The following is a 21,378-nucleotide window of genomic DNA, read 5'->3' on the forward strand; positions in this document are numbered from 1 at the left end:
TTTCTGAACCGGCTGAAGGAGAGGAGTGACCGTCCACAATGGAATGGGTTTGGCTGTGGTTGACTACATTAGGGGAAGCATTGTTGCAGTTGTTGATTCAGCCGTTTTATTATATTGCGGTAATCTTGATTGCTCTCGTTTATCATCGTCAATTATTACAGGAACGCAAATTGTTCCACGTTCGTCTGCAAAGCTCGATCACTCAGACCATTCGTGCAGTGCTTGGAGGTATAGTGATCGGAGTAATGGTCTCCATCGTGTCTCTGTTCCTCGGAGCACATCTCACACTGAGCAGTCTGATCTGTATATGGGCAGCTACGCTCTTTCTGGCGTTGTTCCGTATTCGATACTTATGCTTCGCTTATGCTGCAGGTTTGCTTGGTGTGTTGCAGTTTGGTTTAAATATGGCTTCGGGCTGGCAGCCCGAAGGATGGATAGGAACTGTCACTGAAGCCTTACGTGCGCTGGATATGCCTGCACTTCTTGTGCTCGCAGCAGTATTACATATCGGCGAAGGATTCATGGTACGGATGCAAGGGGTATCCATGGCATCGCCGTTGCTCTTTGAAGGCAAACGCGGCAAGCTTGTCGGAGGGTACCAACTGCAACATTTTTGGCCGATTCCATTATTGATCCTTGTTCCTGTTACGGGCGGGGCAGAGCTCCCATGGTCCCCTCTGGTGAACGGAGGTAGTGGCTATATGTTGGTTGCACTACCGATTTTGCTGGGATTCGGAGAGGTTACCCAGAGTATGCTTCCTGGACAGAAAGTGAAGATTTCGGCGAAACGGTTGCTGCTCTATGGGACAGGACTACTCGTATGTAGTCTTCTGGCAGTATGGTGGTCTCCATTCATGGTGGTCGCTGCCCTCGCTGCTTTCGCAGGACATGAGTTCCTGGTGTGGTACAGTGGCTTCGAGGAACAAAACCGCAGCCCGTTGTTTGTTCATCCTGAACACGGCCTGAAGGTGCTGGGCGTCATTCCTGACAGTCCTGCGGAAGAATTGGGGATTGAAGCGGGGGAGACGTTGTACAAGGTGAATGGCGTACTGGTGCATTCACCCGAACAATTACATCGGGCCTTGCGCATGAATCCGGCCTTTTGCAAGCTGGAGGTGCGTAATCATCAGGGAGAGAGCAAGTTCATGCAACGGGCGATCTATGAAGGCGAGCATCATCAACTTGGCGTTCTCATGGCCCCGGACAATCATGAAGCCTGGGCGCTCCGTTTACGTCCCCTAACGTTGTTTCATATCGTAAGTCTCAAATTGTTCGCACGACGTAATGATAAACGAACCGACGAAGCTCCGTTGGCCCTGCCCCCTGCACCTGCAGGAGAGCAAAGGTCTGTAGAGATGTGATCCAAGAAAGGGTATTTCCACAACCTGCACAGGTGAGGAAACACCCTTTCTTTTTATTTATTTTTTAGCATAAAGATGGCAATCTGAGTCCGATCCCGCAGGCTTAGTTTACCTAGTATATCGGTGACATAGTTTTTGACCGTACCTTCGCTGAGGAACAGTTTGGCGGCAATTTCCTTGTTGGATAACCCTTCGGATATTGCTACTGCAACCCCCAGTTCCATACGGGTCAGTCCGTAGGAGTCGATGGGTCCGTGTGCCTGAGGAACTGCAGCTGGACGGAGAAGACTGGCCAGCTTGCGGGCGATATCAGGATGAATGAGCATATCGCCATTATGAACGGTTTTGATGCCTTGAATGATCCGGTCAGGGGGCACATTTTTGAGCAAATAACCGCTGGCTCCGTTCTGCAAAGCCTGAATAATGTACTCGTCATCGTCAAATGTGGTAAGCATTAACACCCGCACGTCAGGAAAACGTGACTTAATGATTCGAGTCCCTTCGACTCCGTCGCAATCTGGCATACGAATATCCATGAGTACAACGTCGGCAATGGCTCCTGTCTCCAGCAGTGTAAGTGCTTCCCTTCCGTTTGAAGCTGTTCCTGTGACCGTAATGCCAGGATCAAGTCCGATCAGTATTTTGAGACTTTCGCGGATGAAGGAATCATCATCGGCGAGAAGCAACCGAATGGATTGGGGTGAGACAGCATCCTTCATTGGATCGATACTCTCTTGTTCAGACATGAGACACATCACTTCCTTTTCAAATCATATCCGTTTGTTTCGTGGTTGGCAGCCGTGTGATCACCGTATAGGGATAATCGGATTGAATCTCCAGGGTGCCCCCAACCGAATGGGCTCGCATACGCATTCCTTCGTGTCCCATGCCATGCTTTGCAGACTCTGCTTTCGCACTCCGGTCAGTATGTGATTCCCCGTCATGTTCTTTCATTGATCCTTTGGTGGGCCGGGAATGGATCTGCCCGTCATTGGTTACGGTCATGCACACTTCACGCTCACCAAATGCCAGTTGTATAGATATCATCGTTGCATTCCCGTGTTTTAGAGCGTTCGTCAGGGCTTCTTTGGCATTTTTGTACAAGACGATTTGTATGCTGGGATACAGGGCTTGGGAATGACCGTGAACCTTGTAATTTGTTTTTACGCCCGTTTCCCTGCCCAATTCTTCGAGTAGACGATCCAGTGCATAGGCATCCGATAAGTATGAGTCAGACCGCAATTTGTGGAGTGTCGTGCGCATATCATCCATACTGGCCGCCAATTGATCCCGGATCTGTCTTACCATTACCGTACCTTGTTCCGTATTCGTTGGAAGAGTCAGCAGGGCAGCTTCAGACATCATCTTGGTGCGAATCAGGCGGTGTCCGATATCATCATGAAGCTGTCTTGAGATACGGGTGCGTTCCTCCGCTTGTGCCAAGCCTTCAAGTTGCTTCGTGAATTGCAATAGCTGTGCGCGTGCTTCCTGTAGCTCGTAATGTTTGCTGCGAATTTCATCATACACCTGTTCCAGCTGTCCCCGGCTGTTTGCCGTCTTGGCCCCCTGCCAGGAGAGTGCAGCCATAATGAGCAAGAACAGGTTACCGACAATTCTTCCGGTTGTCTCTTCAGTGAATGGGGTGCCTGATATGGTCAGGGATACATTGAACCATGGGGGTAGCTCCGATGGGGCTGCGTAGTGCCAGTGTAATGCGACATTGCTTATAAGGAGTTGGGCTCCCAGCATCAGCCAGCGAAGGTTCCCTCCCAGTTTATACATATATACATATAGCACGGATAGGGAGAGGAACAACATGAATGGCCCATATAAAACGATCAGCCAGCAGTTCCAGAGCATTTCCACCAGAAACAACAGCATACGTGAAGTGCTTGAACGAGCGAAGTCTTTACACACGGCAAGTCCAATAGCAATGATGATATATAGGGTATACACATCTTCTCGTTCCATGGGAAGCGTCAAGATGTACAACACAGACGGAACGATAATTAAACCGTATTGCAATAACCGCATCGGCATATGTCAGTAACATCCTTTTCAAAAGGGGAGTGAAAAAATTACCCGTTAATGTACCCTGAATTATATCATAAGCCGCATCTCGAGCAGGAGATGACTTAAGTCACCTTCGTTTCATGACCTTTCGTACCTTCGCAAAAGAAGGCAATCCGTTACAATACAGATATGAAATCCAGCGAGGATAACTGGAGTGAAGAGGAGCGAGGAACGATGGTTGTTATACTTGAAGTCGAAAATATAGTGAAACGATATGGCAGCAAGATTTCGGTGGATCATTTAAACCTGAATGTGGGCAAAGGTGAAATCTTCGGGCTGCTGGGTCCCAATGGGGCAGGCAAAAGTACAACCATCAGCATGATTGCCGGGCTCCTGAACTTCGATCAGGGCGAAATCCGTCTGGCAGGCATATCCGTTAAGGAAAGACCGCTTGAAGTTAAGCGAAAGATCGGGCTGGTGCCGCAGGATCTGGCTTTATACGAAACGATGAGTGCTGAAGATAACGTCACTTTTTTTGCCCGGTTATACGGTCTGCGGGGGAAGCTGCTGAAGGAAAAGGTAGAGGAATCGCTGGAGTTTGTAGGTTTGCAGGACAGAGCGAAGGATGCCCCGTCCACCTTCTCCGGTGGGATGAAACGCAGGCTGAACATTGCATGTGCCATTACGCACCGCCCGGAGCTGATCATTATGGATGAACCGACGGTCGGTATTGATCCGCAATCTCGGAATCATATTCTGGAATCGGTGCGCACACTTAATCAGATGGGTTCAACCATTATCTATACCAGTCATTATATGGAGGAAGTTGCTGCGATCAGCCACCGGGTAGCGATTATGGATAAAGGTCATATTATTGCTTGCGGGACTGAAGCAGAACTGAGAGAACGGGTCGCATCCGAGGAAAAAATCGTACTCACGACTTTGGGCATCGGTCCAGCTGTGGTGGAAGAGTTGAAACTGCACCCCCGCGTGCAAGCGGTAGAGGTCTCGGGGGATACACTGACGATTACGTTGCCTGCGGCACAGCCAGATCTGCAAGATATGCTTTTCATTTGCAGCAAACACGAAGTTTCCATTCAGTCGCTCCAGGTCGAAGAGCCGGATCTGGAAACGTTGTTCCTCAATCTGACCGGACGTACGCTGCGGGACTAGGGGGATATCCGATGAAAGTATGGCATATTTGTATCTTTGAGTTAAGACGCATACTGAAAATTCGCTCGGTTCTGCTGAACCTGTTCATTTTGCCGTTGCTGCTGATCTTTATATTGGGTACTGCACTTTCCAGTACGATGGATACTGGTAAGGGAGCGATCCCGGACTCGGTGAGAGTGGGTATTCTACAGGCAGAATCTTCATCCGGTTGGGTCAGTAAAGCGCTGAAATCGTTTGTGGCTTCTCCGGCGATAGCGAGCATGATGAATGTACAATCCATGTCTTCAGAAGAAGAGGCTGTGAATGCTCTGCGTCGTGGTGAACTGGATTTTGCAGTCATCGTCCCAGCCGATCTGGAGGAGCAGATCATGAAAGGGAAAGAGGTGAAACTGCACTGGATACTGGGGAAAGACGGCACGCTTAATGTCGTGGGTCAGACGTTGTTTGCCCGATTCACAGACGAACTGAACAGACAAGTCGCTGGGGCAAGGGTGTTAGGTCCGGAAGCGATGGCTGTAATGGGTATGAAATCGCAAACCAATGCCTCGAACGCATCCTTTGTAACGGTCAGTAGTCCTGGAAAAGCGGGGAATTCCTATAGTGCCTCACAATACTATGCGGCTTCCATGCTCGCCATGTTCATGCTTTATTCAGGCATGACAACAAGTAATAGCCTTTTTGGGGAGAGAGACAAAAAAACATTAATGCGCTTACAGGCAGCCCCAATTGGCAATGGAGTCATCTTTGCAGGGAAAATTGCAGGCAATAGCCTCCTTGCTTTCATGCAGGCCATCCTCATCGTACTGATGACACATTGGTTATACGGTGTGAACTGGGGTACACATCCTTGGCTGATTGTTCTGATCTGTGTGCTGATTACGCTGGCTTCGATGACTCTCGGCGTGATTGTTTCTCTGGTCTGCAAAAATGCCACATCGGCAAGTGCTGCTCTGCAGGGCATCATCATTGCCATGACGTTTATCAGCGGCGGCTTTACACCGATTGCCATTGATTTTGTACAACGAATAAGTGAATTTACGGTAAACCACTGGGCTTTGCAAAGTTTTCTTCGAATGATGCTGAACGCTCCCGTAAGTGAAATCATGTCCAGCATCATGATGCTGAGTGTGGTATGTGCGGTACTTGTAGCGGCAGCGGCATTGATCTATAGAAAGGCGGGATACCGCTATGAATAGTCTGAATATTGCCTGGTTGATGATCCGGCGTACCATATTGCGCAAACGTGGCTTCATTGCGTTTTTTCTCCTTCCCTGTCTTGTCGTCAGTGGAGCGGTTCTGTTGTTTGGGAGTGAGCAAGGAACACGTGCGGTCATTCCCTATGTAAACGAAGATCAGGGAGCAGCAGGCGAATGGATCTTGGATGAGCTTGGCCAGAAGGAGGAATACCTGCTCAAACCAATGAACAATGTCGCCGAACTTAAGGAAGCCATAGCCCAGCAAAAGGGGAGTTCCGGGATGATCATCCCGGCGAATTATACAAATGACCTGTTGGAAAATAAACAGGCTGAAGTACAGCTGGTCGAGCTTCGTGTCAGTGAAAGCTCTTATACGCTGAGAGCCGCGGTGGAGGGGTTGGTAGCTGGTCTGAATCAGTCGGCTTCGACAGTACTGGCGGCAACAAATGCAGCTTCTGGTGAGGCTCCTGATCCTGCTCAGGTACAAGCCAAATTCGAACAGTTGTTAGTGGAATTGGGCAAACATCAAATTTCGGGCGAAGCAACCGACCTCCAGATTTATCCGAAACCGGGCCTGAACAACGTGACCGGATTTACGATTATGTTCATGATGGGGCTGCTGACGAGTGCTGTCGCTGTTATTATGGAAGATCGCAGGCAGCGAACGATGGCAAGGGTCTACACGGCCCCAGTCCGCGCCTCTGAAATCGCGCTTGGTAATTTCCTGGGCAGCTTTGCGATTGGCATGATCCAGATTGTTCTGGTTCTGGGGATCAGCAGATGGGTGCTTCATTATGATGCGGGAATTCCCTTTGGCATTCATTTCCTCATTCTGGCTGCGTTCATGCTGGTTTCCATGGGCATTGCAAGTACGGTTGCCGGATTGATCCGTGAATCCAAAAATGCAAACATGTTGAATTCGCTGATCATTACACCGACGTGTATGATTGGCGGCTGCTTCTGGCCGCTGTCGATTATGCCGGACTACATGCAAAAACTCGCTAATTTTGTGCCACAGAAATGGACGATTCAGGCTGTTGAAACAGTCTCTGCAGGCGGTACATTGTCAGATATCACACTGCCGCTGTTAATTCTGGGGGGCATGGCTGCCATTTTGCTGACCGTGGGTTCGGTGATTTTACGTCCCAGCCAGCCGGGTGTAGACTCTTGATAGGTAGGTTATAGAAAAATTAGATCAGAGTATAATCAAAAAGCACGTTCTTCTGAATCGAATTCAGCAAGAACGTGCTCTTTATATTATGGAGCAAAGATGCATTACGCGAAAGGTTGAAGACTAGGGCTGGAGTTGGCGCAAAACGGTAATTTCCACACGGCGGTTCTTTTGCCGTCCAGCCGCTGTGGTGTTGTCACTGGTTGGGCGGGTGTCCGCGTATCCGGCATACTGGAATCCGTCAGGGTCGAGTTTTTCTTTATCCAGGAAAAATCGTAATACAGACAATGCACGTTCACCGGAAAGTTCCCAGTTGTCTTTATAGGTAGAGTTCGCACCGACAGGAACGTTGTCCGTATGCCCTTCAATGCTGACAACAGTGTTGAGATCACGGAACAGGCTTGCCAGTTTGGTCAGTGTGGGTGCAGCATCGCCTTTGAGGGCCGCTTGTCCCTGATCAAACAGGAAGTGGTCACTGAGCGTAATGGAGATGCCCTGGGGCTTGTCCGCGACAAAAATCTGATTTTCCAGTTTATTATCCTCAATATATTGGGTAATCACGTTGAACAGATTTTGTAACTCCTGTTCCTGTGACCTGAATTGTTCTTCCCGTTCCGTAAGGGGCTGATCATCCTCTTCCGGAGTATCCGTCTCGGAACCTGAGGTGGAGCCTTCACCCTCTCCGGGGTCCTCCCCTTGAATCTGAGATGGCGGATTCTTGGTAATCGCTTGTCCCGCTGTACCAGCAATCCCTTCACCTTGGTCAAGCAGGGAGTTGGATTGGTTAAACGTATTTTGCAATGATTGAGTAACAACGTCATATTTACCTGAATCGAGATGGCTCATGGCATACATGATGACGAAGAAAATCAGCAGCAGGGTAATGAGATCGGCATAGGTAATCATCCAGCGATCCCGATGATCGGCAGGTTCACGTTTTCCGCGCCGCTTACTGCGCCGACTCATCCAATCCCTCCTTCACTACAGGTCGTGTGGTTTGACGATGAGTAAGTGTGAAGGATTCCAGCCGTTTGCGCACCAGTTGAGGGTTCTCCCCGTTCTGAATGGCAAGCACACCTTCGAGCAGCATTTCCATTGTTTGAATTTCGTCTGCTCCACGGGATTTAATTTTGGAGGCTATGGGCAAAAAGATCAGATTGGCACTGGCGACCCCGTATAGGGTTGCGGTAAAGGCTACAGCAATCGCTGGTCCGAGTCCGGTAGGATCGGTCAGGCTGCCAAGGACCTGAATAAGGCCCATAACGGTACCGATGATCCCCATGGTTGGAGCATAACCACCTGCTGATTCGAAAATTTTGGCATAACCTTCATGTTTTTGTTCAACGGAATCAATCTCCATCTCCATGATCTGGCGAACAACATCCTGATCAGTACCATCGACGACCATTTGAATACCGTCTTGTAAAAAGGGATGCGGGTGATCCATCACTTTGCGTTCCAGTGCAAGTACACCCGAGCGTCGAGCAATGGAAGACATGTCCACAAGTTCTTCAACCCATTGGCTTGATTCGTTGTTGTTGCGTCCAAAAGCCATTCTCAGGGCAGCTGGAATCGTACGCAGTCGATGTGCAGGGAAGCTGGCAACCACTGCTGCAATCGTTCCACCAAATACAATTAAAGCAGCCGTTTTCTGTAACAAACCTGATAATTGGCCCCCTTCCCATAAAAAACCGCTAATGACTGCGGCAATCCCGGCAATAATGCCGATAAGTGTCGCAATATCCATAAATTAACCCACTCCTATCTTCACTTCGCGTTTGCATCACTTGCACAGACGAGGTATAATTAAACGGGAACAAATATTCTTATTAATATAAGTTTTCCCATATGTAAATTCGGGGAACTTCGACAATATATAGTGACTATTATTTTAGACGATAGGGTGAGATACGGCAATGAGCGATATTATAATGAGCGACAAAACGTTCGAAATCGAGTCAGAGTTTTCTCCCCAGGGTGATCAGCCTGCAGCCATTGAAGAATTGGTGAAGGGTGTTCAGGAGGGGAAGAGATATCAGACGCTGCTGGGTGCAACCGGTACGGGTAAAACGTTCACCATTGCACAGACGATTGCCAAGCTGCAACGTCCCACGCTGATTATTGCCCACAATAAGACGCTGGCAGCACAGCTTGCAAGTGAGTTCAAAGATTTTTTTCCGAATAACATGGTTGAGTATTTTGTCAGTTACTACGACTATTTCCAGCCAGAGGCCTATATTCCTTCCTCGGATACGTACATCGAGAAGGATTCGAGTATCAATGAAGAGATCGACAAGCTTCGCCATGCGGCTACGAGTTCATTGTTTGAACGCAGGGATGTCATCATTGTAGCGAGTGTGTCCTGCATTTATGGTTTGGGTTCACCGCATTCGTATTCCAGCATGCTTTTGTCCCTGCGGGTAGGCATGGAGAAACCGCGTAATCAGATTTTGTCTCGTCTGGTTGAGATTCAGTACCAACGGAATGATATTAACTTTGTGCGGGGCACGTTCCGCGTACGCGGCGATGTCATTGAGATCTTCCCTGCGTCGAAGGGTGAGCATGCGATTCGGGTGGAGTTGTTCGGAGATGAGATTGAGAAAATTACGGAAATTGACGTGTTAACCGGAGAACTGGTTGGCGAACGTGAACATATTGCGATCTTCCCGGCGTCTCACTTCGTAACCCAAGAAGAGACGATGCGCGTGGCGCTGGTGAATATTGAGCGTGAATTGGAAGAACGGCTTGAAGTATTGCGTGAACAAGGAAAATTGCTGGAGGCTCAGCGACTGGAGCAACGTACACGGTATGATATCGAGATGATGAAGGAAGTCGGTTTCTGTTCAGGAATCGAGAACTATTCCGGACCACTGACATTCCGTGAACGTGGTGATACACCCTACACGCTGATGGACTATTTTCCGGATGATATGTTGATCGTGGTCGATGAGTCTCATGTGACGCTGCCACAGATCCGTGCGATGTATAACGGTGACCAAGCCAGGAAGACCGTGCTGGTTGAACATGGATTCCGTCTGCCATCTGCACTGGATAACCGTCCGCTTAAATTCGAAGAGTTTGAGGAAAAGATGAATCAGATCATCTATGTATCTGCGACACCAGGTCCTTATGAGATAGAGCATACGGATACAATGGTACAACAGATCATTCGTCCAACAGGTCTGCTTGATCCAATTATTGAACTACGTCCGACGAAGGGGCAGATTGATGACCTGATCGGTGAGATTAACGACCGGATTGCGAAGGATGAACGGGTCCTGATTACGACATTAACGAAGAAAATGTCCGAGGATCTGACAGATTATCTGAAAGAGGTCGGAATCAAGGTGCGCTATTTGCACTCCGAAATCAAGACATTGGAACGTATGGCGATACTGCGTGATCTCAGGTTGGGTACATTCCATGTCCTTATCGGAATCAACTTGCTCAGGGAAGGTCTGGATCTTCCCGAGGTTTCGCTGGTAGCCATCTTGGATGCCGACAAGGAAGGGTTCCTGCGCTCCGAACGATCACTGATCCAAACGATTGGCCGGGCAGCACGGAACAGCGAAGGTCGAGTTATCCTGTACGGCGACAAAGTGACTGATTCAATGGATAAGGCAATAAAGGAAACGGAACGCCGTCGTACCATTCAGATTGCGTATAACGAAAAACATGGCATTACACCACAGACGATTCGCAAAAAAGTACGTGATGTGATTGAAGCTACCAAAGTGGCTGAATCCAAGAAAGACTACCTTACAGGCGCTGCCGAGAAAATGTCGAAGAAGGAACGTCAATCGCTTATTCAGCGCCTAGAGGCAGAGATGAAAGACGCAGCCAAAAACCTGCAGTTTGAGCGTGCTGCTGAGCTCCGCGATGCATTGTTGGAGCTGCGTGCAGAATAGTCTTGAGCGGGCATGATTTGTAAGATCAGATAGAGCAGCGATATGATGCGGTTGAAGGATAAATGTGCAACAAGAGAACGGCCAACTGGCCGTTCTCTTGTTGAGTAAGGAAATCAGTCGTATCTACCGATAATTAGACATGTTGAAAACGTAAAATCAGGTCTATACTGATAGAAAACTTGAAATTGGTTAAAAGGTTTATAGGAAAGCATTTGGTAGTCGTGTACCTGGGAGCCGAGCCAAAGGCAATGGCGACCTTCGCGAACGAGGCGAAGCCGTGAGCGTCCTCTCACGGTAGAGCGGCCGTCCAAGAGAACCGGCAAACGGCCGGAATCTTGGACGAGGCTGCGGGCACACGACACACCTTCACATAGCAAGACCCGACCCCTCACCAAGCACCGCCTGTTTCGGGTGTCCAGAGGGCTGCGCCCTATGGGGCCCTCCCTTGGAAGGGAGGGTTTGGGTGGGATCGAAAAGCCTTTAATAAAGGCTGGAATTACAACATTGAGAGGATGAATACTATTGGCGAGCGAGAACATTGTCATTAAAGGCGCGCGAGCGCATAACCTGAAGAACATCGATATCACCATCCCGCGTGACCGTTTTGTCGTATTGACCGGTCTGAGTGGCTCAGGCAAGTCCTCGCTGGCTTTTGACACGATATATGCCGAAGGACAACGACGTTATGTGGAATCGTTGTCGGCCTATGCACGACAGTTTCTGGGACAGATGGAGAAGCCGGATGTCGATTCCATTGAAGGGTTGTCCCCGGCTATCTCCATAGATCAGAAAACGACAAGTCGTAACCCGCGTTCCACCGTCGGAACCGTTACGGAGATTTATGATTATCTGCGTCTGTTATTTGCACGTATTGGGCATCCTCATTGCCCGGATCATGGTGTGGAGATCACATCCCAGACCGTGGAGCAGATGGTAGACCGCATCACGCAATATCCTGAGCGGACCCGGCTACAGATTTTGGCACCGATTGTCTCAGGCCGTAAAGGGGAACACAAAAGTGTGTTTTCCGATATTGCAAAGCAAGGGTTTGTCCGTGTACGGGTAAACGGGGAATTACGTGATTTATCTGAAGATATCCAATTGGAAAAGAACAAAAAACATACGATTGAAGTTGTCGTTGACCGGATTGTCATCAAGGAAGATGTGCAATCACGGTTGGCGGACTCGATTGAGACTGCACTTAATCTGTCTGGCGGACAGTTATTGGTAGATATTATGGGTGAGGAAGAGCTGCGCTTCAGTTCCAACTTTGCCTGTCCGGTATGCGGATTTAGTATTGATGAGTTGGCGCCGCGGATGTTTTCATTCAACAGTCCATTTGGAGCTTGTCCAGAATGTGATGGTTTAGGTGTCAAAATGATTGTTGACCCTGATCTGCTGGTACCAGATCGCAGTAAAACGATTGAAGACGGTGCTTTTGATGCTTGGACAGGCGGAACGTCAACCTATTACCCGCAGTTCCTTAAGTCGGTATGCGAACACTTTAACATTCCGCAAAACGTACCTGTAGAGGATCTCCCTGCTGAACAGATGAACAAGCTGTTACTGGGAACAGGTACGGAGAAAATACGTTTCCGGTACGAGAATGATTTTGGTCAACGGAAAGAGGCTCTGGTTACCTTTGAAGGGATAGTCAATAATCTGGAGCGTCGTTACCGTGAGACAGCATCCGAAGGTATCCGTGAATTCATTGAAGGTTATATGAGTGCGAAGCCATGTGGCACATGCAAAGGACACCGACTGAAACGTGAGAGCCTTGCTGTTACCATTAACGATCACAACATGGCGTATGTGACAAGCTTGTCCATTGGAGAAGCTGGTCGTTTCTTCGATTCACTGCAATTGAGTGAGAAAGAGCAGACTATTGCCAAACTTATTTTGAAAGAAATCAATAGCCGCCTCGGATTCCTGGTGAACGTAGGTCTGGATTACCTGACCCTGAGTCGTGCTGCCGGAACATTGTCCGGTGGTGAAGCCCAACGGATCAGATTGGCGACACAAATCGGTTCCAGTCTCATGGGTGTATTGTACATTCTGGACGAGCCAAGTATCGGTTTGCATCAACGGGATAATGATCGCCTGATCTCTACCCTTGCTCATATGCGAGATATCGGTAACACTCTGATTGTCGTTGAGCATGATGAAGATACGATGTTGGCTGCCGACTATATCATTGATATTGGTCCGGGTGCAGGTATCCACGGGGGGACCGTGATGTCGCAGGGTACACCGGAAGAGATCATGAATGACGAGAACTCGTTAACGGGTCAATATTTAAGTGGACGCAAGTTCATTCCGGTACGTACCGAACGCCGCAGTGTTGGAGACCGATGGCTGGAAGTGCGCGGAGCGAAGGAAAATAACCTGAAAAACCTGAATGTGAAAATTCCGGTAGGTGTATTTACCGCGGTAACAGGCGTCTCCGGCTCGGGTAAATCAACGCTGATCAATGAGATTTTGTACAAAACACTGGCACGTGATCTAAACCGTGCACGCGTACGCCCAGGTATGCACAAAGAGATTCGGGGCCTGGAACATATTGATAAAGTCATTGATATCGACCAGTCGCCAATCGGGCGGACACCACGGTCTAACCCGGCTACGTACACAGGTGTCTTTGATGACATCCGGGATCTGTTTGCACAGACCAATGAAGCCAAAGTGCGCGGATACAAAAAGGGTCGGTTTAGTTTTAACATTAAAGGTGGACGTTGTGAAGCTTGTCGCGGGGACGGCATTATCAAGATCGAGATGCACTTCCTGCCGGACGTCTATGTACCTTGCGAGGTCTGCAAAGGCAAACGGTACAATCGTGAAACACTTGAGGTCAGATACAAAAACAAAAATATTGCAGATGTGCTTGAAATGACGGTAGAAGATGCAACGCAATTCTTTGAGAACATTCCGAAAATTCATCGCAAAATGCAAACCTTGCTCGACGTGGGTTTAGGTTACATTAACTTGGGGCAGCCTGCAACAACGTTATCCGGCGGTGAGGCACAACGGGTGAAACTTGCTTCGGAGCTGTATCGCCGCAGTACGGGCAAAACGATATACATCTTGGATGAGCCAACCACGGGTCTGCATGTCGATGACATCGATCGTCTGCTGAACGTACTGCATCGTCTGGTGGACTCCGGCGAATCCGTATTGGTTATCGAGCATAACCTGGACGTTATCAAAACAGCCGATTATATCGTTGATCTGGGTCCGGAAGGCGGCAGTGGTGGCGGAACCATCGTTGCGACAGGCACGCCAGAGGATATCATTAAAGTGGAAGCTTCCTATACAGGCAAGTACTTGAAGCCAGTCTTGGAGCGGGATACGGAACGAAGCAAAACGTTACAATTGACGGAATAACTGCTAACAGAGAAGAGGATGAAAAATGGGTATGATCTATCTTTTCATACTCATCAGCGATCTTGTTATCCCACAACCATATTTACGCCCGCTTCATCTGTTAGTCATTGCAGTATAGTAGGAAGATTGGTTTTCACATTTCTAACCCTTCTTTTCATGAAGTAGGAGGCATCAATGTATGATCTGATGTTCTTCTCTTCCGTGGAGAAGGGTTTTACGATTATGATGACGTGAAAGTGTTTACATATGCGACGGAGCAAGCTTTGCAAGAATGTGCGTTCAAGCTGGATTTTTTTCATTTTTCTGGATGATAGGGCTTGCATTACAAGCGGGGTACAGATAACATAGAGGAAGATATTAGGGTATGCGTTAGCATTAAAGCATTTTTCATCATTAAATTTATGCAAAATGCTTGTTCAACTATGGTGAGGAGGTCTGTCTATCCATGCTGTTTGCAGAAGCTGCCACGGCGAGTACTTCGAATTTTAACGCATTTGATATTTTTGTCATCTTGTTTACGATTCTGATTTTCATCGGAGTGGTTCGCCTGATTCGCGCACCGAAGAAAAATTTGTTTGCCATCGGATTTGCAGTGGTCAGTCTTTTGGTATTTTTGTTGACGGATTATGCTATGATCACCGGTTGGTTTGGTTCGTAGGGACACCGCTGAATAATTCAAAAAAACAGCAAGTTGAAGAACAGATAAACACTTTCCAGGGGAGTTGAGGAGGGTGTTTTTTTGTGTTTTGAAGTGTGGAATAGAAAATATGATTACTTCTATTAAAATAGGGCTTAAAGCAATTGTACAGGAATAATATGTATGATAAATTGGGGGATACCGGTATTGCAGATGATAGAGAGAATAGAATAGATTCAGTAATGGATCGTATGGCTAGGTCGCATAACGGAGGATATATAGAGAGGGTTAGGTGAGGGAATGAGAGTGTTGGGGAAAAAGGCCGTAGCCATGTTGATGACTGCTGTACTCTCGGTTAGTGTTGCGACAACGGCTGGAGCAGCAGAGACTGCCAAGGGAATGAAAGCTAAAATGGTCGATGGACAAGTCTATGTCAATTCAACGGATTTGGTCAAAGCGCTTGGCGGAAGTGGGCAGTATGATGCCAAAACCGGAACGTATCAGTATAAGGGTAGTGAAGCCATTCCGAAAGTGATCGAAAAGGTATCTCCGTCCGTTGTTGGTATCATCGGCAAATCTGATGAAGCTCAGGATGGGGTCACATCAGACCGCTATAACCTGGCTCATGGCACAGGCGTGATTATCCGCTCCAACGGCTGGATTGTGACAAATGCCCATGTAGTTGATGGATTAACCAATCCTCTGGTCGTGACGACCGATGGCAATACATACAAAATTACTAAAACATACAGTGACCCATTGAGCGATCTCGCCCTGATCAAAATTAATGCCAAATCTCTTCAAACAGCGACCTTTGCCAAAGCTTCACAGACAACGGTTGGAGAAACCGTCATCGCCATTGGTACACCGATCTCTTTCTCTTTGCGTAACTCGGCAACGGTAGGTGTGATCAGTGGGCTTAATCGCGGGGTGGAGGCCACCTATCGGTTGATTCAAACCGATACGGCCATTAATCCGGGCAACAGCGGGGGACCGCTGGTCAATATGAAAGGTGAAGTCGTTGGCATTAACTCCATGAAATTTTCAGCAGTGGGTATCGAGAGCATGGGGTTTTCAATCCCGGTAGATACCGTTCAATATATAACCAATCAATTCTTTAAGTACGGAAAAATCAAACGCGCAAGCCTTGGTCTGCAACTGGAAGAGAGCTGGTCTGCGATTGTGGGACTGCCTACAGATGATCCATTGACGGTCACGGGTGTGCTGTCGACTGAAGCGAAGAAAGCCAAAATTAAAGAAGGCGATCTGTTATACAGTGTGGCAGGCACACGTGTATCCTCTGCTGTCGACATCAATGAGTTGCTCAAGAAGTATTTGCCCGGACAAAAGATGAAGTTGTTGATGCAATCAGACGGTGATATTGTCACCCGCACCGTGATACTCGCTGATCGGGCGGACATTCAGGACGATGAAGACGAACAGTTCCCTATAGATGAAGATCAATAAAGCCCGGCGAGTATCCCGGAATCAGAGAGGACGAATGAACGGAATGAAGAAGTCATTTTTACGTGTGCTGAGCACAGGTGTGTTGGCCGGGATGCTGACCATCGGTGCGGCATTGCCCGCATGGGCATCAGAACATACAACAAGTGAACTGCGGATCAAAGCAGGGAGCACAAATGCATACATCAATGGCAGTAAGCAGGCAATCGCCAAGCCATATCAGATTAAAGGAATTACCATGGTGCCTGTCGGTGTGTTCAAAAAGGCATTTGGCAGTGAAATCCGGCTGGAGAAGAACGATGTTGTCAAAATCAAGGAAGGCCCGCATACCGTCACGTTGACGATTGGCAGCTCGATTGCCTGGGTGGATGGAGTCAAAAAGGAGATGGGGGCAGGCCCCAAAATGGTGAATGGAGTTCTTATGGTGCCACTTCGTCCGGTTGCTGCAGGCATTGGTGCGACGCTTGCCCCAAATAGTGCAGGTGAAATGGTTATTCGATTAATGCAATCGGATGATTCGATCGATGAGGATGAGGGCGGCATTGATCTGGATGCAGGCAAAACACGAATTGGTAACAGCTACTACGGCTGGTCCATTAATTATCCGGCTGACCTGATGATTCTGCAAACGGGTGAGCAGGAGCGCATGATGACTTTTGGTACGGCGGACAGCAGTTATTATCTCGAGGTGTATGTGAGCGATCAGGATGTGGCGCTGGATGCGGATGATTTGTTGCAGCAGCTGGTTCAGGAAGCGAAACAGTCGGGAGATACGGTACTGGATCGGGAATCGATTGCCAAAGGCAAAACACCCTATGCTCGAATCGTTGTTAAAGATGTTGACGGCTTGTTATGGGAAATGCGTCAGTATATCCGTGATGGTCGCCAATATGATGTATACCTTGCAGATTATGAAGCTTTGAATTACAAGGATTTAAGCAAGCGTGCGGCGCTGCTCAATTCATTCCAGCCTACATATGCAGTGTCCGATCGTACGATCAAGGATCTCTCCACGGTGGATGATGGGATGCGTTCTGCATGGAATGATGATTATGGCATTGAACTCAATATTCCTGCGGGCTGGTCTATGGACAATAATCAGATGGTATACGAATCCAAAGACGGGGCCTATCTCCAACTTCGTGTTACATCGGCTCCAACGGGGGCAACCGTAAAAGACTGGAGTGGCCAATTGGACAAATGGATGCGAGAGACATTTACACCAGACAGTTACGAACCGATTGGTTCCTCCACGATGAATATATCGGGCGAGACTGCCGAGGTCAATGAATTCCGTTATAACTTTGGCGATGGATGGCAGACGGAGTTCGACGTTCTTTTTCAGAAAAACGGCTATCGCTATTATGCTGAATACACGTTCCCTGAGGATCAGGCCGAGGATCGAGAGTGGTTTAAAAGGATCATGAAGAGCGTTGAGATTGATTTTGATACGGTATCCGATAACTTTGGTCAGCTGGATGAGGACCCGTATTTGACAGATAAGACGAAAACTTTGACGCGGACGTCCAAACGGTATCATTATAGTGTGGATATCCCTCGCTATTGGACGCCGTACAATGACCGCTTTGAGTATTCTCCTGTAGTCTATACCTTTACTGGTGGAGAGTTCTCCATTGTAGCGAGCGATGACAAATCGATCGAGATGACCGTCAGTCAACTGAGAGAGGCGTATGCCGAAGCGACCAAGACTCGTAAAAACTTCAAACTGCTTAGCAGTGAGGAGCTAATGTTTGCAGGTGTACCTGCCTTTTCCTTCACGTATCATGAGGTGGATAACGGTGTGCCGTATAGCGGACGTCAAATTGTGTTCGAACAGAACGGTACAACGTATACCATAACGAGCGGGCTCAATGATGCCAACAAGACGGAAGTACAGGCAGCAGCGCTGGAAAAAGCAGTGAACTCATTTACGTTTATTAAATAAAAGAAATGAATGCCGGAGGGTCAAGAGACCTTCCGGTTTATTTGGTTTCTATACATTTACACTGGAACGAAGAGTGCTGATCGGAAGATGGTACTGCAATCGGAGTGTCTAGGGTAAATTTTAATGGAAATGAAAATGATAAACGGTTTTTTTAGGAAAGCGTAGAAGAGTCCGTTCAGAAGTGATACAATATATTAGTTCAGGAGTTATGACTGCTGATCTGATAAATAAAGATGATTGTAGGCTTGGGAATCAGGCAATACAGACATAATGTATAGAGATAGCGATATAGTGACAATGCAGGAGTACGGAAGAGTACAGGCTCAGCGTATAAGGATACAGGGATGAAATCCGGCTATGGCCGGTTATGGGGAGGATCTACATGAAAACAGCAACAATACGAAGAGAAGACGTCGAGCTTCTGGCACCCGCAGGTGACTGGGATTGTATGCGTTCGGCGGTAGCCAATGGCGCAGATGCGATTTTCTTCGGAGTCGAAAAGTTTAATGCACGGGCACGTGCGAACAATTTCCGTATGGACGAGCTGCCTGAGATTATGGCATTTTTGCACAGTTATGGCGTAAAAGGTTTTTTGACCTTTAATATATTGATTTTTGAAAATGAATTGACGGATGCCAAGGAACTGATCGACGCTTGTGTCGATGCAGGTGTGGACGCCGTGATTGTACAGGATTTGGGTCTGGTCAAATTGATTCGCGAGATTTCGCCTGATTTCCCGATTCACGGTTCAACTCAAATGACGATTACGTCACCGGAAGCGGTGGAGTTTACGAAGCCGTTTGATATGGAGCGTGTCGTACTTGGACGGGAGAACAACCTGAAGCAGATTCAGAAGATCGGAGAACAGGCGAAGCTGCCGATGGAAGTATTTGTTCACGGTGCGCTGTGTGTATCTTACTCCGGGCAGTGCCTGACTTCTGAAATGTGGGGCGGACGTTCGGCCAACCGTGGGGAATGTGCACAGGCTTGCCGCCTGCCTTATGACCTGATGGTGGATGGAGTGCACAAGCCGATGGGTGATGTCGCATATCTGCTGTCTCCTAAGGACTTGGCTGCGATTGACTTGATGCCAGAGCTGATCGAAGCAGGGGTGACTTCCTTCAAAATTGAAGGACGTCTCAAAACGCCGGAATACGTGGCAAACGTGGTTAGTAAATACCGTAAAGCGATCGACCGTTACTTTGACGGGGATAACACGCCACCAAGCAAGGAAGAAGTCCGTGAGTTGCAGCAAAGCTTCTCCCGCGGATTCACGCACGGTTTCCTGGACGGAACGAACAATAAACAACTGGTTGACGGTACATTTCCGAAAAGCCGTGGCGTCTATCTTGGTCGTGTAGACCAAGTATTACGAGATGGAGTGGTCTTGAAGCTGGATGCGCCAGTGAAGCGTGGGGACGGGATTGTTTTCGACGCCGGAGACCCAACGCAGAAGGAAGAAGGCGGACGTGTTTACGATGTGCGCCGCAAAGGCGTGAAGCTTGAAGGCGAAGCTGAGGAAGGCTGGATCGTGGACGTTGTACCAGGCCGTAGTGACGTGGACCTGCGCCGCGTGAAAGTTGGCGACAAAGTATGGAAAACGAATGACCCGGCCCTCGACAAACGTTTGCGTCAGAGCTTTGAAACCGAGAAGCCGTATCGTGTCTTCCCGGTAAACGTAAAAGTCATCGGTAGCCCAGGGCAGCCGCTTAGCACATGGTGGACGGACGTGCAGAAGGGCACAACGGTCCGTGTGAACTCCGAGATGGAACTGGATATTGCCCAGAAGCGTCCCATGACACACGACCTGCTCGAGGAGCAATTCGGACGTCTGGGCGGCACGGTGTTCCAGCTGGAAGAATTGGACGTCAACCTGCACGGTGACGTCATCATTCCGATGCGCGAGCTGAATAACATTCGCCGTCAGGCGGTGGAACAGCTCGCGGGTGAGCGCCCTAAGCCGCCCGTCTACGTGAAACGGGCGGTGGAAGTCTACGGCGATGCGGTTAAACCGGCCTCGCCAGTCGCTCGCGGTCATGCGGAGCTGACCGCGCTCTGCCGCAGCCTGCCACAAGTGGAGGCAGCGCTGGAAGCGGGTGTCGGCATGATCTATGCCGACTTCGAGTTTATCAAGCAATTCCCGGCAGCGGTGGAAGCTGTGCATGCCGCAGGCCGCAAGATTGCGCTGGCAACGCCGCGTATTCATATGCCTGGCGAGAACGGATACCACAACAACATTCTGCGTCTGAAGCCAGACGCTGTGCTGGTACGTAATACAGGTGCTCTGTACTTCTACCTGCGCCACCGGATGGAGAATCCGGATGCGAAGCACCCGGAACTGATCGGTGACTTCTCATTGAACATCGCCAACCATAAAGCGGTAGAACTGTTCCTGGAAGCAGGATGTGACTGGATCACGCCATCCTATGACCTGAACATTCAACAAATGGTTGATCTGCTGGGTAACTCCCGTACAAGCCAGACCGAAGTGGTTATTCATCAGCATTTGCCGATGTTCCACACCGAGCATTGTGTGTACTGTACGTTTATGAGTGAAGGAACGGACTATACGAACTGCGGACGTCCTTGTGAAGAACAGCGTGCATCGCTGCAAGACCGGATTGGCATGTCCCATCCCGTACGTGTGGATGAAGGCTGCCGCAATACCGTTTATAATGCGGTGGAACAGTCCGGTGCTGAATATCTGACCAACTTCATGGATCTGGGTGTATCTCGTTACCGCGTGGAGTTCCTGGAGGAAACACCGGAGCAGGTACGTGAGGTTATTGATCTGTATAACCGTGCTCTGCGTGGCGAGATTAGTGGTACACAAGTTTGGAAAACACTGAAAGCAACAAACCAGCTTGGCGTAACGCGTGGTCAATTGGTGAAATAAACGGAACAGGAAGCTAGAGTTACTCGCATTACGCATTACGCATTAAGTAATAAGCAACCCCAATCTCTGCTTTACGGAGCTCTTGGGGTTTTTTCTATAAAAGAAACCTTGAACTATACTGAGATCAGATTCGTATGTATTATCTTGGTTGTCAGAGAAATGTTCGTATCGGTGTGTGAAATTTATATATTTTTGCGAGAAAACAACAACATCATGATATAGGAGGCGAAGAA

General features: G+C 48.6%; 14 protein-coding genes. 10 read left to right on the forward strand and 4 right to left on the reverse strand.

Features of this window, described 5'->3' with window-relative positions:
- The first annotated feature begins 38 nt into the window (after window positions 1–38).
- Entirely contained in the window at window positions 39–1,361 is a 1,323-nt protein-coding gene (locus ACFTRD_RS23850; protein ID WP_379384348.1) for a PDZ domain-containing protein, read from the forward strand.
- Between the two features lie 53 nt (window positions 1,362–1,414).
- Here the strand turns inward: ACFTRD_RS23850 and ACFTRD_RS23855 are convergent, their stop codons facing one another.
- Entirely contained in the window at window positions 1,415–2,107 is a 693-nt protein-coding gene (locus ACFTRD_RS23855; protein ID WP_379384350.1) for a response regulator transcription factor, read from the reverse strand.
- A 19-nt stretch (window positions 2,108–2,126) separates the two neighbouring features.
- Window positions 2,127–3,401, reverse strand: coding sequence for a sensor histidine kinase (locus ACFTRD_RS23860; RefSeq protein WP_379384352.1), 1,275 nt, complete (start codon window positions 3,399–3,401; stop codon window positions 2,127–2,129).
- A 207-nt stretch (window positions 3,402–3,608) separates the two neighbouring features.
- Between ACFTRD_RS23860 and ACFTRD_RS23865 the strand changes: the two genes are divergently transcribed.
- Genes ACFTRD_RS23865 through ACFTRD_RS23875 form a run of 3 tightly spaced genes read left to right on the forward strand, consistent with a single transcriptional unit; the run spans window position 3,609 to window position 6,914 of the window.
- Window positions 3,609–4,547: an ABC transporter ATP-binding protein gene (locus tag ACFTRD_RS23865; protein ID WP_379384354.1), complete on the forward strand. Its 939-nt coding sequence runs from the start codon at window positions 3,609–3,611 to the stop codon at window positions 4,545–4,547.
- An 11-nt stretch (window positions 4,548–4,558) separates the two neighbouring features.
- Complete coding sequence (locus tag ACFTRD_RS23870; RefSeq protein WP_379384356.1) at window positions 4,559–5,743, forward strand: ABC transporter permease; 1,185 nt, start codon at window positions 4,559–4,561, stop codon at window positions 5,741–5,743.
- Window positions 5,736–6,914, forward strand: a complete 1,179-nt coding sequence (locus tag ACFTRD_RS23875) for an ABC transporter permease (RefSeq protein ID WP_379384358.1) — start codon at window positions 5,736–5,738, stop codon at window positions 6,912–6,914. The genes ACFTRD_RS23870 and ACFTRD_RS23875 overlap by 8 nt, the downstream gene beginning before the upstream one ends.
- A gap of 123 nt (window positions 6,915–7,037) precedes the next feature.
- On the opposite strand, the gene ACFTRD_RS23880 is transcribed toward ACFTRD_RS23875, so the two are convergent.
- Together ACFTRD_RS23880 and ACFTRD_RS23885 are read right to left on the reverse strand one after the other, a co-directional pair.
- Window positions 7,038–7,880, reverse strand: a complete 843-nt coding sequence (locus ACFTRD_RS23880; RefSeq protein WP_379384360.1) for a flagellar motor protein MotB — start codon at window positions 7,878–7,880, stop codon at window positions 7,038–7,040.
- Entirely contained in the window at window positions 7,864–8,661 is a 798-nt protein-coding gene (locus ACFTRD_RS23885; protein ID WP_192271165.1) for a flagellar motor protein, read from the reverse strand. The genes ACFTRD_RS23880 and ACFTRD_RS23885 overlap by 17 nt, the downstream gene beginning before the upstream one ends.
- A gap of 169 nt (window positions 8,662–8,830) precedes the next feature.
- Between ACFTRD_RS23885 and uvrB the strand changes: the two genes are divergently transcribed.
- The 6 genes from uvrB to ACFTRD_RS23915 all read left to right on the forward strand — a co-directional run bounded on the left by uvrB (window position 8,831) and on the right by ACFTRD_RS23915 (window position 21,145).
- Window positions 8,831–10,822, forward strand: a complete 1,992-nt coding sequence (gene uvrB / locus ACFTRD_RS23890; RefSeq protein WP_379384363.1) for an excinuclease ABC subunit UvrB — start codon at window positions 8,831–8,833, stop codon at window positions 10,820–10,822.
- 522 nt (window positions 10,823–11,344) lie between these two features.
- Entirely contained in the window at window positions 11,345–14,203 is a 2,859-nt protein-coding gene (gene uvrA / locus ACFTRD_RS23895) for an excinuclease ABC subunit UvrA (protein WP_379384365.1), read from the forward strand.
- Window positions 14,204–14,648: 445 nt separating this feature from the next.
- Window positions 14,649–14,861: a hypothetical protein gene (locus ACFTRD_RS23900; protein ID WP_024631564.1), complete on the forward strand. Its 213-nt coding sequence runs from the start codon at window positions 14,649–14,651 to the stop codon at window positions 14,859–14,861.
- Window positions 14,862–15,140: 279 nt separating this feature from the next.
- The gene (locus tag ACFTRD_RS23905) at window positions 15,141–16,307 is read left to right on the forward strand and encodes a S1C family serine protease (RefSeq protein ID WP_379384368.1); all 1,167 of its coding nucleotides are present in this window, start codon (window positions 15,141–15,143) and stop codon (window positions 16,305–16,307) included.
- 43 nt (window positions 16,308–16,350) lie between these two features.
- Window positions 16,351–18,249: a stalk domain-containing protein gene (locus ACFTRD_RS23910; RefSeq protein ID WP_379384370.1), complete on the forward strand. Its 1,899-nt coding sequence runs from the start codon at window positions 16,351–16,353 to the stop codon at window positions 18,247–18,249.
- 382 nt (window positions 18,250–18,631) lie between these two features.
- Window positions 18,632–21,145 carry a U32 family peptidase gene (locus tag ACFTRD_RS23915; RefSeq protein ID WP_379384372.1) on the forward strand — a complete coding sequence of 838 codons (2,514 nt, stop codon included), beginning with the start codon at window positions 18,632–18,634 and terminating at the stop codon, window positions 21,143–21,145.
- Window positions 21,146–21,378: the final 233 nt, after the last annotated feature.

This window comes from Paenibacillus sp. NPDC056933 (genome assembly GCF_042674385.1).
Taxonomy (GTDB): domain Bacteria; phylum Bacillota; class Bacilli; order Paenibacillales; family Paenibacillaceae; genus Paenibacillus.